Annotated in this window: 17 protein-coding genes; 7 read left to right on the top strand and 10 right to left on the bottom strand. The window is 58.8% G+C overall.

The window, feature by feature from the left end:
- Positions 1-93: 93 nt before the first annotated feature.
- From flgE to flgB, 4 genes are read right to left on the bottom strand one after another with little or no spacing between them, the layout of a single operon-like run.
- Positions 94-1434: a flagellar hook protein FlgE gene (gene flgE, locus VC35_RS21140; protein ID WP_046042367.1), complete on the bottom strand. Its 1341-nt coding sequence runs from the start codon at positions 1432-1434 to the stop codon at positions 94-96.
- Positions 1435-1465: 31 nt separating this feature from the next.
- Positions 1466-2188, bottom strand: coding sequence for a flagellar hook assembly protein FlgD (gene flgD / locus VC35_RS21135; protein ID WP_046042366.1), 723 nt, complete (start codon positions 2186-2188; stop codon positions 1466-1468).
- Positions 2189-2203: 15 nt separating this feature from the next.
- Positions 2204-2647, bottom strand: coding sequence for a flagellar basal body rod protein FlgC (gene flgC, locus VC35_RS21130; RefSeq protein WP_007980123.1), 444 nt, complete (start codon positions 2645-2647; stop codon positions 2204-2206).
- Positions 2648-2650: 3 nt separating this feature from the next.
- Positions 2651-3058 carry a flagellar basal body rod protein FlgB gene (flgB, locus tag VC35_RS21125; protein ID WP_008051530.1) on the bottom strand — a complete coding sequence of 136 codons (408 nt, stop codon included), beginning with the start codon at positions 3056-3058 and terminating at the stop codon, positions 2651-2653.
- Positions 3059-3112: 54 nt separating this feature from the next.
- Here flgB and VC35_RS29610 point away from each other — a divergent pair, with 54 nt between their 5' ends.
- A complete protein-coding gene (locus VC35_RS29610; protein ID WP_185754821.1) occupies positions 3113-3259 on the top strand; it encodes a hypothetical protein in 147 nt (48 codons plus the stop codon).
- 172 nt (positions 3260-3431) lie between these two features.
- Here the strand turns inward: VC35_RS29610 and cheR are convergent, their stop codons facing one another.
- Both cheR and VC35_RS21115 read right to left on the bottom strand, forming a co-directional pair.
- The gene (gene cheR / locus VC35_RS21120) at positions 3432-4259 is read right to left on the bottom strand and encodes a protein-glutamate O-methyltransferase CheR (RefSeq protein WP_007980127.1); all 828 of its coding nucleotides are present in this window, start codon (positions 4257-4259) and stop codon (positions 3432-3434) included.
- Positions 4260-4304: 45 nt separating this feature from the next.
- Positions 4305-5237 carry a chemotaxis protein CheV gene (locus VC35_RS21115; RefSeq protein ID WP_007980130.1) on the bottom strand — a complete coding sequence of 311 codons (933 nt, stop codon included), beginning with the start codon at positions 5235-5237 and terminating at the stop codon, positions 4305-4307.
- Positions 5238-5320: 83 nt separating this feature from the next.
- Here VC35_RS21115 and flgA point away from each other — a divergent pair, with 83 nt between their 5' ends.
- The 4 genes from flgA (at position 5321) to VC35_RS21095 (ending at position 7929) form a co-directional block, all read left to right on the top strand.
- Complete coding sequence (gene flgA / locus VC35_RS21110; RefSeq protein WP_046042365.1) at positions 5321-6079, top strand: flagellar basal body P-ring formation chaperone FlgA; 759 nt, start codon at positions 5321-5323, stop codon at positions 6077-6079.
- A 168-nt stretch (positions 6080-6247) separates the two neighbouring features.
- Complete coding sequence (flgM, locus tag VC35_RS21105; protein ID WP_046042381.1) at positions 6248-6574, top strand: flagellar biosynthesis anti-sigma factor FlgM; 327 nt, start codon at positions 6248-6250, stop codon at positions 6572-6574.
- Between the two features lie 48 nt (positions 6575-6622).
- Entirely contained in the window at positions 6623-7090 is a 468-nt protein-coding gene (locus VC35_RS21100) for a flagella synthesis protein FlgN (protein WP_046042364.1), read from the top strand.
- Between the two features lie 92 nt (positions 7091-7182).
- Positions 7183-7929 carry a flagellar brake protein gene (locus VC35_RS21095; RefSeq protein WP_046042363.1) on the top strand — a complete coding sequence of 249 codons (747 nt, stop codon included), beginning with the start codon at positions 7183-7185 and terminating at the stop codon, positions 7927-7929.
- A gap of 63 nt (positions 7930-7992) precedes the next feature.
- Here the strand turns inward: VC35_RS21095 and VC35_RS21090 are convergent, their stop codons facing one another.
- The 4 genes from VC35_RS21090 to VC35_RS21075 form a co-directional block, all read right to left on the bottom strand.
- On the bottom strand, positions 7993-9369 hold the full coding sequence (locus tag VC35_RS21090; RefSeq protein WP_046042362.1) for an MFS transporter: 1377 nt from the start codon (positions 9367-9369) through the stop codon (positions 7993-7995).
- Positions 9370-9439: 70 nt separating this feature from the next.
- Complete coding sequence (locus VC35_RS21085) at positions 9440-10684, bottom strand: glutamine synthetase family protein (RefSeq protein ID WP_185754823.1); 1245 nt, start codon at positions 10682-10684, stop codon at positions 9440-9442.
- A gap of 201 nt (positions 10685-10885) precedes the next feature.
- On the bottom strand, positions 10886-11578 hold the full coding sequence (locus tag VC35_RS21080) for a sensor histidine kinase (protein WP_046042360.1): 693 nt from the start codon (positions 11576-11578) through the stop codon (positions 10886-10888).
- Positions 11575-13179, bottom strand: a complete 1605-nt coding sequence (locus tag VC35_RS21075; protein WP_046042359.1) for a tetratricopeptide repeat-containing response regulator — start codon at positions 13177-13179, stop codon at positions 11575-11577. The genes VC35_RS21080 and VC35_RS21075 overlap by 4 nt, the downstream gene beginning before the upstream one ends.
- A 591-nt stretch (positions 13180-13770) precedes the next feature.
- Between VC35_RS21075 and VC35_RS29090 the strand changes: the two genes are divergently transcribed.
- Together VC35_RS29090 and VC35_RS21070 are read left to right on the top strand one after the other, a co-directional pair.
- The gene (locus VC35_RS29090) at positions 13771-13989 is read left to right on the top strand and encodes a hypothetical protein (RefSeq protein ID WP_080925354.1); all 219 of its coding nucleotides are present in this window, start codon (positions 13771-13773) and stop codon (positions 13987-13989) included.
- The gene (locus VC35_RS21070; RefSeq protein ID WP_046042358.1) at positions 13986-14699 is read left to right on the top strand and encodes a response regulator transcription factor; all 714 of its coding nucleotides are present in this window, start codon (positions 13986-13988) and stop codon (positions 14697-14699) included. Before VC35_RS29090 ends, VC35_RS21070 begins: the two co-directional genes overlap by 4 nt.
- Positions 14700-14977: the final 278 nt, after the last annotated feature.

Raw genomic sequence — 14977 nt, 5'->3', positions numbered from 1 at the left:
AAGCTGGTTGCGCTTACGCGCACCGCGCCATGCCTGGCGTACCAACAAAAAAGCCCCTCTAATGAGGGGCTCCTTGCACTGCACTTTCCAGCATCAAGTCATCTGAATGATGGTCTGCATGATGGTGCTCTGGGTGGAGATGGTCTTGGCATTTGCCTGGTAGTTGCTCTGCGCCTTGATCAGGTCGACCAGTTCGTTGGTCAGGTTGACGTTGGACTCTTCCAGGGAGTTCGAAACGACGGAACCCAGCGTTCCGGTTTCCGGCGCATCGTAGCCCGGAATACCCGAGGTGTAGGTTTCTTTCCAGCTGGTGCCACCCACCGGCTGCAGACCTTGTTCGTTGGTGAAACTTGCCAGCGAAATCTGGCCGATTGGCTTGGTCTGGTTGTTGCTGAAGTTGGCCAGCAGTACGCCGCTACCGTCGATGGTCAGGTTGGTGATCTGGCCAGTGGCATAACCGTTCTGCGATGGAATCGAACGCGCGGTGTCGGCGTTGAACTGGGTGGTGTTGCCCATGGCAATGGTCAGGCCCGCCGGATCGGCTGCCGCGCCGTTGGCTGCCCAGACACCGTTGGTGACGGTACCCGGCGTCCAGTTGCTGATTTTCAGGTCATTGCTGGTGGTCGATGTTGGCGGGGTCGTCGGTGGCGTCACTGGCGTGCTGACCGAAACCAGTTTGCCGGATGTATCAAATGTCATGGTCGAAGCAATTGGATCAACTGCACCCGTACCGGTAGGCGAGGAACCGTCCGGATTGCGACCATCGATCAGGGTGTAGGTATCCCAAGTGTTCGGCCCGGTCTTGACCATGTATTGATCCATGGTGTGCTGGTTACCCTGAGTGTCGAAAACCGGGGTACTGAACTGCTTGGTGAAAGTTGCCTGTTTGGTCGGATCGAATTTGTTGGTGGCGACCGACTGGTCAATCACCACGGCCGTAGAGTTCAGGTTGATCGTCGACGAAACGGTGCTGGTGGATTTCGGCGCCAGATTGGAGGTGTCGATCCGCAGATCGGTCAATACGCCATTGAGGATCTTGCCATTGGAGTCCACGCCATAACCTTGCAGACGGGCCGTACCGTCGCTGTTCGTCACGTAGCCATCCTTGTCGGTCTTGAACGTACCGGCACGGGTGTAGGTCAGCGAACCGTTGTTGCTCAGGACGAAGAAGCCATTGCCCTGGATACCCATGTCGAGCACGTTGCCGGTGTTATTCACGTCTCCCTGGCCGAACTGCTGGGAAATGTTGGCCAGGCGCACGCCGTTGCCGACGGTCTTGCTGCCGGTGCCCAGGCGAGTTGCCGAGTACACATCTTCGAATTCTGCACGGGACGATTTGAAACCGGTGGTCGCGACGTTGGCGATGTTGTTGCCGGTCACGTCCAGTTGTTTGTTGGATGCAAAGAGACCGCTAAGGCCGATATTAAAAGACATAATCCACTCCTTTGTGCCGGGTTAGTCGGCCTTACATACCAATGGTTTGTACTTTGGACAGAGCGACGGTGCCCAGCCCGGCCAGATTGAGCATCAACTCACCGCCAGTCTGACTGATGGTCACGCTGTTGACGGTCGCTGGCAGGTTGGTGATCAGCGCCACGGACTTCCCGTCGATCGTGCTGGTAGCGCCGAAGGTGTAAGTACCTGCAGCTGCCGTTTCGCCCGCGTCATTCTTGCCATCCCAGATGAAACTGGCGTTGCCTGCCTTCTGAGCGCCCAGGTCGATGGTGCGTACGGTCTTGCCGCTCGCATCAGTGATATTCAGGGTGGCGGCGGCCACCGACGATGGCACCACCACCGTACCGCTGAGGCTCTTCGACGTGTCGACCACAGCCTTGTCACCGGGTGCAATGACCGAACGCCCCACCAGCGACGAAGCCTGCAATGCCTGGGACGAGTTGTAGTTGCTGGCCAGCCCGCTCACGGTGTCGTTGAGCGTGGTGATGCCTTCCAGGCTGCTGAACTGCGCCAACTGGGCCACGAAAGCGCCGTTGTCCTGCGGCTCCAGCGGGTTCTGGTTTTTCAGCTGGGTCACCAGCAACTGCAGGAATGCATCCTTGCCCAGGGCTTTGTTGCCCGTGGGGCTGTTGGTAGCCGATGCCAGACCATCAGTCGTGGCGGTGTTCTTGATCGAAGAGTTGGCCAGGATGTCCTTGAGGCTCAAAGCACTGGTGCTATCGTTAATACTCATCTGAGTCGCCCCTTATCACTGACCGAGGGTCAGGACCTTCTGCATCATGGTTTTGGCGGTGTTCATCATTTCGGCGTTGGTCTGGAACGAACGGCTCGCGGAAATCATGTCGGCCATTTCCTCCACCACGTTGACGTTCGGGTAGTAGACGTAACCCTTGGCATCGGCCGCCGGATGATTCGGCTCGTAGCGCGCTTCAAGATTGCTCTGGTCTTCGACCACACCCAGCACCTGAACGCCCTGACCGGCGGCGTCCTGGCTCTGGAACAGCGAATCACTGCCGCCGCTCTGCCCGCCCTGGAACATGGTGGCGAATACCGGGTGGCGTGCACGGTAGGTCTGGTCGATGCTCGACGAGACCGTCTCGGCGTTGGCGATGTTCGAAGCGACGGTGTTCAAGCGCGTGGTCTGCGCACTCATGCCGCTACCGGCAATGTTGAAAACACTGGATAGAGACATGGCTTACTCTCCGCGCAGGGCTGACACCAGCCCTTTGAATTTGCTGTTGAGCAGGGTGAAGCTGGCCTGGAAGCCGATCGCGTTTTCCGCGTAGTTCGACTGCTCCAGCTGGGCGTCCACGGTGTTCTGGTCAATCGACGGTTGCATCGGCGTGCGATACAGCAACGATTCGTCGCCATTGCCCAGGCCTTCAGCTTCGATATGACGGCTGTTGGTCATGTTCAAGGCGAAGGTGCCGCTTTTGGTTTTCTCGTTCTGCTCGGCGAGCACTTTCGAGAAGTCCAGGTCCCGAGCCTTGTAGTTCGGGGTATCGGCGTTGGCAATGTTGTTGGCCAGGACTTCGGCACGCTGGGCGCGGAAGCCCAGGGCTTGTTCGTGGATACCGAGCGCTTTATCGAAGCTGATGCTCATGTCGGGAAACCTTCGGGTGACCTGATTTTTCGTAGGATCAACTTAGCAAGCCCCATGCCAATTCAAAAAACCCCGGAAACCGGGGCTTTGCCGGCCTTGGCAACGCGGCAATGCCAGAAAAGCGGCAACGGTTTTCCGCCGGATGCCGCTTTTCTGCCGCTTGGCACCCATCTCACCAACACCACCGAACAACTGTTGTAGGAGTGAGCCTGCTCGCGATGACTGTGTATCAGTCACCGGATATGTCGAATGTGAAACCGCTCTCGCGAGCAGGCTCACTCCTACAGGGGATTTGCGGTGTGTGGGAGAGATATTGCGGACAAAAAAACGGGAGCCCCTGAGGACTCCCGTTTTTTTGACAACACCAACGAAATCACTTCGCCTGGTAAATGATCCCCGGGCTGCACTGGACCATCTGGTAATGATCCGGCAAACCGTTCAACGCTTCGGAAGCGCCGAGGAACAGGTAACCGCCTGGCTTCAACGTGCTGTGGATACGCAGCAGGATGTCCTTCTTTACCTCGGCGGAGAAGTAGATCAACACGTTGCGACAAAACACGATGTCGAACTTGCCGAGGCTCGCGTAGCTGTCCAACAGGTTGAACGAGCGAAACTCCACCCGACTCTTGATCGGCGCCTTGATCGCCCAGCGCCCCGGCCCTTTAGGGTCGAAATAACGCTGCAGGCGCTCAGGCGACAGACCGCGGCCGATGGCCAGGCTGTCGTACTCGCCGGTCTTGCAGTTGTTCAGCATGGTGCCGGACAGATCGGTGGCAACAATCTGCACGCCCATCCGCAACTGGCCCATGTTGACCCGCTCGAACTCGTCGATGGACATCGACAGCGAATACGGTTCCTGACCCGACGAGCACGCTGCCGACCAGATGCGCAGGCGCTGGCCGGGACTGGCCTTGATCGCTTCGGGCAGTACCTTGTTCTTCAAGACTTCAAACGGGTAGGTGTCACGAAACCACAGGGTTTCGTTGGTGGTCATGGCATCCACCACCTGCTCGCGCAGACCGCTGCGCGGCTGGGTCTGCATGCGCTGAACCAGTTCCCCCAAAGACTTGATGCCTTGCTGTTCCATCAGTTTGTTGAGACGGCTGGAGACCAGGTACTGCTTGTTTTCACCGAGCAAAATGCCACAGGCTTTTTCCAGGAATACCCGGAACTGTTCGAAATCCAAATTACCCGTAGACAATGATGCCGCCTCTTAAATCGTGTTGACTGCCAGGAGCACGGGCCCCTAGCTGATATCTGCTGCTTTGATCCGGTCGACTACCCGGGATGCCAGGTCATCAGGACGGAACTTGGCCAGGAAGTCATCGGCACCGACCTTCTTGACCATCGCCTGATTGAATACCCCCGACAACGAAGTATGCAGGATGATATGAAGCTTTTGCATGCGCGGGTCGTTGCGGATTTCCGCCGTCAGGGTGTACCCGTCCATCTCCGGCATCTCGATGTCGGAGATCATCATCAGGAACTCTTCTTCCGGCTTCTTGCCCTCGTCGACCAGTTTGCGCAGGTAGTCCAGCGCTTGCCGACCGTCGTTCAACGCCACCACTTCGACGCCGACCGTTTGCAGGCAACGCGTGACCTGCTTGCGCGCCACCGACGAGTCGTCGACCGTCAGCACGCGCAACGAAAGCGCCTTGTGCTGGGTTTCGACATCCACTACACCGACGGAAATCGCTTCCGGCGTCGGCGCCACTTCCGCCAGCACCTTCTCGACGTCGATTATTTCGACCAACTGATTGTCGACCCGCGTCACCGCCGTGAGGTAGTGATCGCGCCCGGTGCCCTTGGGCGGTGGATGGATCTCCTCCCAGTTCATGTTGACGATGCGCTCCACCGAGCGCACCAGGAAACCCTGGGTCTTGGTGTTGTACTCCGTGATGATCACGAAGGGGTTGTTCTTGTCCTTCAACGCGCCGGAGCCAGTTGCCATCGCCAGATCAAGGATTGGAATGGTCGCCCCCCGGATGTTCGCCACGCCGCACACGACAGGACTGGACTTGGGCATCAGCGTCAGTTTGGGGCATTGCAGCACCTCCCGAACCTTGAACACGTTGATCCCGTACAGTTGCTGGCCGTCGAGACGGAACAACAACAGTTCAAGGCGATTCTGCCCCACCAGTTGCGTGCGCTGGTTTACCGAATCCATTACACCAGCCATGCCCAGACTCCTACGCCAACGCCAAGTGTTGTTGCGACGCGCCTTCATCACTAAACGGCACGGCGCTTGCTTTTTTAATCGTTATGAACACAGAACCGACATTTTTTCGACGCCTGACCACACCCTACCGCAAATTGCTCGGCGTGCTGGCGGCTGTTTGCCTGTTCAACGCTGGCAGCCCTGCCCTTGCTGACGCGGTTACCTTGCCTGACATGCTTATCGGCGTCACTCAGGGCTTTCTTGAATTCACCGTAGAAGACTATCTGGCTACCAGTCAAACGGAAGGTCGCTACGAGATCCAGGTCAACCAGCTCGATCCGCGCATGCACATGCCCATGTGCGACAAGGAATTGACAGCAACGCTCGAGAGTCCCAAGCCGCTGGGACGGGTCACGGTCAAGGTTCGCTGCGAGGGCGCGTCCCCCTGGACGGTGTTCGTACCCGCTCAAGTCCGCCTGTTTCGCGATGTCGTGACCAGCGCCCGACCACTGCGCCGCGCCGCCATTGTCGAGCCTGGGGATGTGGTCCTGCGCGAGCGCGATATCAGCCTCACCAGCCAGGGCTACCTGACCTCCCTGGATCAGGCGATCGGGCAGCGACTGACCCGACCAATGGTCGCCGACCAGGTGATTACCCTGGTGCATATCGAACAGGCCGAAGTCATCCGCAAGGGTGATCAGGTGGTGATCACCGCCCGCAGCGGTACCCTCAGCGTGCGCATGCCGGGCGAAGCGCTGTCAAACGGCAGCCTGAGCGAGCAGATCCGGGTGAAAAACCTCAATTCCCAACGAGTCATCAAGGCGCAGGTCATGGCGCCGGGGCAGGTGGAAGTGTCCATGTAAGGCTCTCTGCTCATCAGAATGTGGCGCTTGCCGCGGCGGTTCCCTAGACTGTGCTCCATGCAGGGCAAGCGCTGACGCGCGCAAGGTTCATTGATAAATGGGCCTAAAGTTTTCCAGGGAATGGCCGAAACCATGGCAAGCGTCCAAATTCCCAGAGGTTTTTTTATCATGGTCATCGATTTCAGCCGTTTGAACAGCTCCTCGTCCCTGACGGGCAGTACACGTACCAGCACCAGCAAGGAAAGCGCCGAGGCCGGCAAATCCGCGCCGCTGGAGTCCGCGGCCGAACAGGCCGGTACCGTCAAAAGCGGGGAATCGGTACATCTCAGCAATGAGGCTCAACAGTTGCAGAAGGTCACTGACAAGCTGCGCGATCAGCCTGCCGTCGACAACGCCCGCGTGGCCGAGTTGAAAGCAGCGATTGCCGATGGCAGCTATAAAGTCGACAGCAACCGTGTAGCCAGCAAACTGCTCAACTTCGAAGCCCAGCGCTAGGCCACCGCCGGCGCCAGGCTTTTGGACGCTTAAAACCCAAGGCCAGCCATGCACGACACTCATTTACTGCAACTGATCACCGACGACTTTGCTCCAGCGCAACACCTGCTGGAATTACTGCAGACCGAATCCCTCGCATTGCATGGTCGCGACATGCCATTGCTCGAGGACATCCTGGCGCAGAAACAGGCGTTGGTCGTTTTGCTCGAACAGCATGGCCGCAAGCGCAGTGAAATCCTCGCCAGCCTCAACCTGCCGACCAACCGTGGCGGTCTGGAGCAATTGGCCGGCCAGTCAAGCATTGGCGAGCAGTTGCTGGCGCAAAGTGACGTGCTGACCGATCTCCTGGCCCAGTGCCAGGCCATCAACGCCAACAACGGCCAGTCGATCCTCACTCAGCAGGCCGCTACGGCCACCCAGCTGAAAATCCTCAACGGCGGTGAAACCCCGGCGCTTTACGATGCCAGCGGAACATTCTCCAAGCTTGCCAAGCCGCGCCCGCTCAGTCAGGCATGAGCCGGTCAATGCCCCCGCTCTATCAAGACGCACAACATACTGGCAAACTGCTAGCCTGCCGTAGTCAAATTTTGTCTGGAGATTGATTAACCGTGTCCAATGCCTTATCCGTGGATGATGCTCCGCAGCCACCCAAGGTGCTCTCCACGCCCTTGGAAATCTCCAGCAACCTGCGCCAGCTGCTCGAAAGCCATGACCCGCTGATCATCACGTTCCACGAGCGCAGCCAGCGCTTCCAGAGCTATCTGGTGGACCTGGACCGTGACAGCAACATGATTGCCCTGGACGAAATGATTCCCCGTGATGGCGAGCGCTATCTGCTGGCGGGCGAGCCGTTCCGGGTCGAAGGCTTCCACGAAGGCGTACGCATTGCCTGGGAAAGCAACGGCCAGCTGAACATCGACGAGTCCGCTGGCAGCCGCTGCTACCGCGGCCCCCTGCCCGATGAAGTGGTGTACCACCAGCGCCGCAATGCGTTCCGCGCCGCGCTGAAGCTGGCACAACTGGTCAACGTCAACCTTGACGGCGAAAAGCTCAAGGCGCCGATCAGCGGCAAGCTGCTGGATATTTCCGCCACCGGCTGCAAACTGCGTTTCGACGGCGACATCACCGGCAGCCTGCAACTGGGTCAGGTCTACGACCGTTTCACCGCCGACCTGCCCTTCGGCAAGATGACCGCGCCGGTCGAGTTGCGTTATCTGCATTTCGAAGAAAGGATTTCCACCACCTTCGCCGGCATTCGCTTCCACAACATGAGCGGGCTGGTGCAGCGTCAGGTCGAACGCTTCGTCTACCAGTTGCAACGCGAGGCGCGTCGCTTCGACAAAGACGACATGTGATAGAGCGTCAACAAAAAACGGGCAGTCCCTTGCGGCGACTGCCCGTTTTTTTGTGCCCCGATTTTAAGGCCTGGCCTCGGTAAAGCTTTGCTCGCGGCCCGAGTCAGGATCTTCTGGCGGCTGATCGGATTCAGTTCCTGATTCGGCTTCCGGTTCGGCTGGCGGCTCCGGATTCACCGGATTGCACATCTGATCCTGCACCACCTGCTCATCAACACGCGGGTCGAGGCAGGCCACCAGTGGCGAACTCGTCATATTGTCCGGCATGGCGACGTGATGCAGCGGTGCGTCGTCGACCTGATGCAGGTTGGTCACTGCTTTCGGGCGAATCCGCCACACCAGTACCAACGCGAAGAAACTGAAGAAGGCGTAGAGCATCTGGCTGCCAAACAGCTTCATCAGCACACCTGCCACCAGCGGCCCGATACTCGCACCCACGCCATAGGTCACCAGCAACATTGCCGTCAAGGACACCCGGCGATCGCCTTCGACATGGTCATTGGAGAACGCCACCGCCAACGGATACAGGCAGAACTGCACCAGCGAACAGACGAAACCGGCGATAAACAGAACCTCCAACGGCACCTGCGGCATGATGGCCAGCGGTAGTGCGGCCAGGGCCAGGCTGAACGCGAAACTGCGGATCAACACGGCCCGATCGTAGCGGTCGGACAACCAGCCCAACGGCCACTGCACCAGCAGCCCGGCAAAAATGCAGCTACCCATGAACAGACCGACCTGTTCGGTGGACAACCCTTGCTGCGAGGCATACAGCGGCGCCAGACCATAGAACGAACCGACGATCAGGCCCGCCCCGAGCACCGTGCTCAATGACTGCGGCACGCGCTTGATAAAGAACCGTGGCTCCATCGGTGCCGGATGCAAGGGCGCCGGGTGAATCCGCCGGGTCAGGGCCACGGGTACCAGACAAAGCGCGAAGCACAGGGCGACCAACATCAGCAATTCAAGCCCCAGCCCTGGGTGCATGACCAGAATCAACTGCCCCAGCACCAGCCCCAGGTACGAAGCGATCATGTAGCCGCTGAAGACCATGCCGCGCTGATTGGCATCGGCCTGTTCATTGAGCCAGCTCTCGATCACCATGTACTGGCACATCATGCCGAGGCCGACGATCACCCGCAAAAACAGCCAGGCCGGCAACCAGTCCACCAGGCCATGGCCGAGCACCGCCGCGCCAACGATCCCGGCACACGCCGAATAGGCCCGGATATGCCCGACCCGGGCAATCAACCGGTGACCGATCTTGCCTCCCAGCACCAGGCCGAAATAGTTGGCGGCCATCAGCGCACCGACCCACAGACTGTCGACATGGTCGGCAGCCAGGCGCAACGCCAGGTAAGTACTCAACAGGCCCGAGCCGATCAACATCATCAGCGAGGCGAAATACAGCGCTCGAAAGGATTTCCAGATTTGGCGCATCGGCGTTCCGAGCGGCTCCTTGCAGTGAGAATCGACTATCGCTAAACGATAGCCGGATGTCGACGGGACGTCAGGCCTGGGCTGCTAAAACACGCCTTTCCCAGGGAGTAATTTCATCATGGAAACTGGTCAGTTCCAGGGTCTTCGAAGCGATGTAGCCTTCGATGAATTCCGCGCCGAACAGTTCCTTGGCCAACTGGCTACGTTTCAGACGCTCAAGTGCCGCATGCAAGGTACACGGCAACGAAAGATTGTCCGGAACTTCGAACTCACCCTGGATCGGCGCGCTCGGCTCCAATGCCTTCTCGATGCCATGCAACCCCGCCGCCAGGCTTGCGGCAATCGCCAGATACGGGTTGGCATCGGCCCCCGGCAAGCGGTTCTCGACCCGACGGGCCACCGGCAAACTGGCCGGAATGCGCAGGCCCGCCGCCCGGTTGTCATAGGACCAGCAGGCATTATTCGGTGAGGCGTAAGGGTGGCACAAGCGCTGATAGGAGTTCACGTTCGGCGCAAACAACGCAGTGAAATCGGCCATACACGTTTGCTGACCGGCAATGAAGTGGCGGAAGGTGGCCGTCTCCTGCCCCGCCTCGTCGCTGAACACGTTACGCCCCGAATCGATTTCGACCACGCTCTGGTGGATATGCATCGAACTGCCCGGCGTATGCGGCAACGGCTTGGCCATGCACACCACGCTCAGGCCGTGCTTGAGGGCAACCTCCTTGAGCAAGTGCTTGAACAGGAATGTCTGGTCGGCCAGCAACAGCGGATCACCGTGTAGCAGATTGATCTCGAACTGGCTGACGCCCATTTCGTGCATGAAGGTATCGCGAGGCAACCCCAGGGCCGCCATGCACTCGTAGACTTCATTGAAGAACGGCCGCAAGCCGTTGTTGGAACTGACGCTGAACGCCGACTGACCATCCTCGCGACGACCGTCCAGCCCCAGTGGCGGCTGGAACGACTGAGTCGGGTCAGTGTTGGGGGCGAAGACAAAAAACTCGAGCTCGGTCGCCACTACCGGCGCAAGGCCTCGGGCCGCGTAACGGGCAATCACCGCCTTGAGCTGTCCACGGGTCGACAGATTGGAGCTGGTGGTGGTGCCCAGTTCATCCGCATCGCAAATGGCGAAGGCCCGTGGTGGATGGCTCCAGGGCAAGCGGTGGATTTGTGCAGGGTCCGGGATCAGCGCCAGGTCGCCATCATCGCTGCCGTAAAACCGTGCCGGCGGATATCCGCCCATGATGCATTGCAACAGTACGCCCCGCGCCATCTGCAAACGTCGACCGTCGAGAAAACCCTCGCTGGTCATCACTTTGCCCCGTGGAACGCCATTCAAATCCGGCGTAACACATTCAACTTGATCAATGCCCGTCAATCGCTGCGCGAGTGAACTCAGGCCAACGGTCGTCATGACGCTATCCTTGTTATTGTGCGGGCCGCGAACGGCGACCGTACAAAATAGGCTCCACGTGTTCAGAATTTCAAGCAGCGTCGATAAATTTGCTGCCGGTCAGGGCAGGTAAAGGCGGAACACCCCACCACCCAACGGCCCGCCATTGCTGATTTCGGTACGCCCACCCACGCCATTGCGTTGATGCAGCGCGGCAATTCGCCCGGCAAAGTACAGGCCCAGCCCGGTGCTGCCGGTGCTTTGATTGATGCCCTGCACATAATCGGCCTGACGCTCGATCATCTGCGCCGGGTATCCCTCGCCATCGTCATTGATGGTCAACACCAGTTGCCCGGCTTCGTCGCTGACACTGATCAAAACGGCATGCCGCGCAAAGCGAATGGCGTTGTTGATGCAGTTGGCCAATACCGACGCGATCAACTCACGGTCAAAGAAGCCCAGCGGGCTCAGCGGGTCCACTTCATAGGTGGCCATGATGCTGCGGCTGGCGAACACCTCCTGATGACAGGCCAGTTGTGCTTCGATGAAATCGTCCAGCTCATGGTAGGCCGGTTGCAATGGCATCTGGTTGACGCCGAGCTTGTACAGCCCCAGCAACTGCACCAGCATGCCGTTGAGGTGGGCGAATTCGAAGTCGATCACACCCTGCTCCGGCGCCTGCCGCGCCGACTCCGGCAATCGTCCCAGCCACTGGCTGTGGGCCTGCATCAGCATGGCCAACGAGTTCTTCATATCGTGCACGGTAGAGGCGATCACCGTGGAGAAATCCAGTGCCTGCTCGTTGTCGTTCATTGGCCAAGCGCCTTGCTTTTCAGCTTCTGATAACGCGGATAGCGCGCGTCGGTGTCGGGCATCAGGCCGACCATTTTCAGGCAGACCCGGCACTCTTCCAGCTCCGCCGAAGGAACGCTGGTATCGGTGCCATGCAGCAACGACTGCGCCATGTTCAGGGCGATACTGATGTTCTTCGGTTGCATCGCCAGGGCCTTGCGGAATGCCTGCCGGGCCTCCACCAGGTTGCCGGTCTTGTAGACGCGCACGCCCTGACGGTTGAGTTCCGCGGCGGCGTTGCCGGAATTGAGGATGCTCGGGTCGTCGGTCTGCTTGGCGATGTCCTTCATGACCACAGGATCGTCGCCGTAGATTTCCACGCAGTTTTTCAGCATCGCGGTACCGGCCTCGGTCTGCCCGAGCAGTTTCAGCTGCTTGGCCACCAGCAAGGCTGCTTCGGCGCTCATGAATTGCTCCATGCCATCCAGGCGCAGCAAGGCTTGCTCGGTGAGCTTGTCGGCCGTCTCGGCGTCGTTGAGCAACAGGCTGGTGGCCTTCATCAGGCGCGCGCGGATTTGCAGGCCCGGATCGGAGGGGTTTTCCTTGGCCACGGCACTCAATGTGGTGTTGATTTCAAGGCGAGTCCGCGTGTCCAGGCCCCGTTCGCTGCCCTTGCTGATCAAGGCGTGGGCCAGGCCGAGGTTGCTCTCGGCATCCTTGAACCGTGACTGCGCGCCCTGGCTCACTGCCTGGCGATAGGCCTTGGCCGCCGTGTCGAAGTCCTCGTTGGTCATCGCCAGCTTGCCGAGCAATGCCTGGCGACGCACCGCCAGCGGCGACAGGCGAATCGCCTCTTCCAGTACGCGCTGTGCTCCCTTGGTGTCCCCTTCGGCGACCAGTACATCCGCCATGCCGTCATACAGCGACGGCATCATCGGGAAGACTTTCAGGGCTTTTTCATAAATGCCCTTGGCCTGCCCGACCTGGCCACGCTTGAACAGCAACTTGCCCAACCCGGCAAACGCCCATGGCAACGGGCGGTCGGCGATGATGCTGTCGTAGAGACGCTCCAGCGCTTCGTTCTGATTCAGGTCGCGCAGGGCATCGGCGCGAAAGCGCAGGCACAGTGGCGAATAGCGGATGTCTTGTTTGCACAGGGCGATACAGGCGTTGAGCACCTCCATCGGCTTACCGCGGTCGAGGGCCTGCAGGATCGGCTTGAGCAGGGTCTTGCGTTGCTCCAGGCGCTCCAGACGCTGGGCCAGGCTGGAACGGTTGAACGGCTTGGTCAGGTAGGCATCGGGCTCATGCTCCAACGCACTGAGCACCATGGCCTGGCTGGTTTCGGCGGTGACCATGACGAACACCGCTTCATGGCTGATCAGCTTTTCTTCCATCAGGTCTTCGAGCACCTGCTGGCCATTCTTCTTGCCGTCGCCCAGATGAAAGTCCTGCAGGATGAAGTCGTAGGCCTTCTGCGAGCACATTTTCAGCGCCTGCTCGCCGGTATCGGCAGTGTCCACTTCCTTGACGCCCAGTTCACGCAGCATCGACCTGACCGAACTGCGGAAGTCCGAGAAATCATCGACGATCAGAAAACGCTTTTGGTGATACGACAGCATCGAAGATTTCCAGGCAATTTAAGAAGAAGAACCCAAAGGCAAATACACGGACGGACTCAGCTTTGCAGCCCATATTTTGGCGCGCAGATGATAGCTGGTAGCCCTTAGCCATCAAACACCTACTCATTGCCAATCAACACATGCATCGACCGCGAGAGGAGGCTCGTAACTGCCGTGTTATCGGCCAGCCATGGCATTCCCTTGAGAACCTTCCTCAACGCTCACTCTGAATATTCGAAGGCGCTACTGAAAACGAGAACTCGCGCACAAAAAAGTGCTGATGCATGAACACCCACAATTGCCGGTGGCTGACCAGGCAGATTTCGCCGATAAATTGACTAAGTCAACATTAGCGCTCCTAAGTGAACGCCACTCGTCGATTAGTTGACGATCGTGATGTGGATCCGATCTTGGCCATTGGCCATCTATGGCAGGCCTAATACCTTGATTTTCGAGGGTTACTCCCCCTTCTCGAGAGCATCGGACAGTCCTGTCCGCACCGAACCTGGATCGAGGACTGACGGACGGGCGGGCAGGTAGCGCTCCGGGTTGACCTAGAATCAGTTGAGAGGCGGGAGGGAGCACATCATCATGCGTAAACCACTGATAATTATTCGTATTTATCTGCTCTCCCGGGCTTTGGCTGCCTTCTGGAAACGTTCGCGCCGCCTGCCGGTGCTGTTGATGGAAATGGCTCCGGGGTCGGTGATTACCAATGATCGCGCCTGCCTGGCGAGCAAATGGTTGACCCAGGAAGATCTGCGGGTAGAGGTCATCATTGGTTTTTCAAGGGGGTCAGGAAGATCATGACCGACCAAAAAGAGCCAATTCGTGTGATGTTGATCGATTGTCGCCCCCTCGTGCTCATGGGCCTTCACGACTTGATCAATGCCAGAAAGCCCCGGATGGAAGTGACAGCACAGGCCACCACCTATACCCAGGCGCTGGATCTTGCCGATCAACTGCGGCCCGATGTGATTTTTTTCAGTTTCTTTCCGGATGCGCTGAATCCTCTGGATGTCATCGCGGGACTCACCCGTAGCGCCGAAATGAAAGTGCTGCTGCTCAAGGGTCTGTACGAAGTCGTCCCCGCTGCCCAGGCGATAGAGGCTGGCGCTCGCGGCATCGTGCTGGCGGAAGACCCGACGGAATCGATTATCCAGGCCATCCTCAAGGTCCACCATAGCGACTTTGCAATGGACAGAGCCTGGGCTGGCGGCCTTTGCGGCTATGCCGTGACCGGGCAAATGCCCATTAAATGCAATCTGGAGCAGGCGAAACAGGCGCGGTTGACGCTGCGAGAGAGAGAACTGATTCGCGCCATCGTCGGCGAACCGTCCGCCAAATATGTAAGCATCGCCGGGCGCCTGGGGATCAGCGAGCACACCGTGCACAACCACCTCAGCAACATCTATCAAAAGCTTAATCTGATCAACCGTATCGACTTGCTGATGTATGCGCTGAAACACGGGCTCACCAACGAAGCCCCGACCGAGTCCGTCTGGGTGGAGCTGGATTGAATTTCAAGTCGATACAAGACGGTCTGCTCCTCACTTTCAGAGGGTAGACCGCCACCGTTCCGCCATCCTTGTCGGTAGACCGGGTCAGACAGAGTGCCCCGCAATACTGATGTCGTTCTCGGTAAATTCCGCCACGCCAACCTGTACCTACCCGCCGCGCTTTTCAAGCCTTGTGCTGCTCGCCAGTTCACAGCGCATGCGATCATGGGGATCTCGTATCTGAACCGCAAAAAGAATGCGAGGGTGGTTTCCTAGGCCACCCTCGCATCCGTTCACGC

The organism is Pseudomonas fluorescens (genome assembly GCF_000967965.1).
In the GTDB taxonomy this organism is placed as follows: domain Bacteria; phylum Pseudomonadota; class Gammaproteobacteria; order Pseudomonadales; family Pseudomonadaceae; genus Aquipseudomonas; species Aquipseudomonas grandcourensis.
Note: the sequence above shows the minus strand (reverse complement) of the source record. Positions and strands in the feature narration are given on the sequence as shown.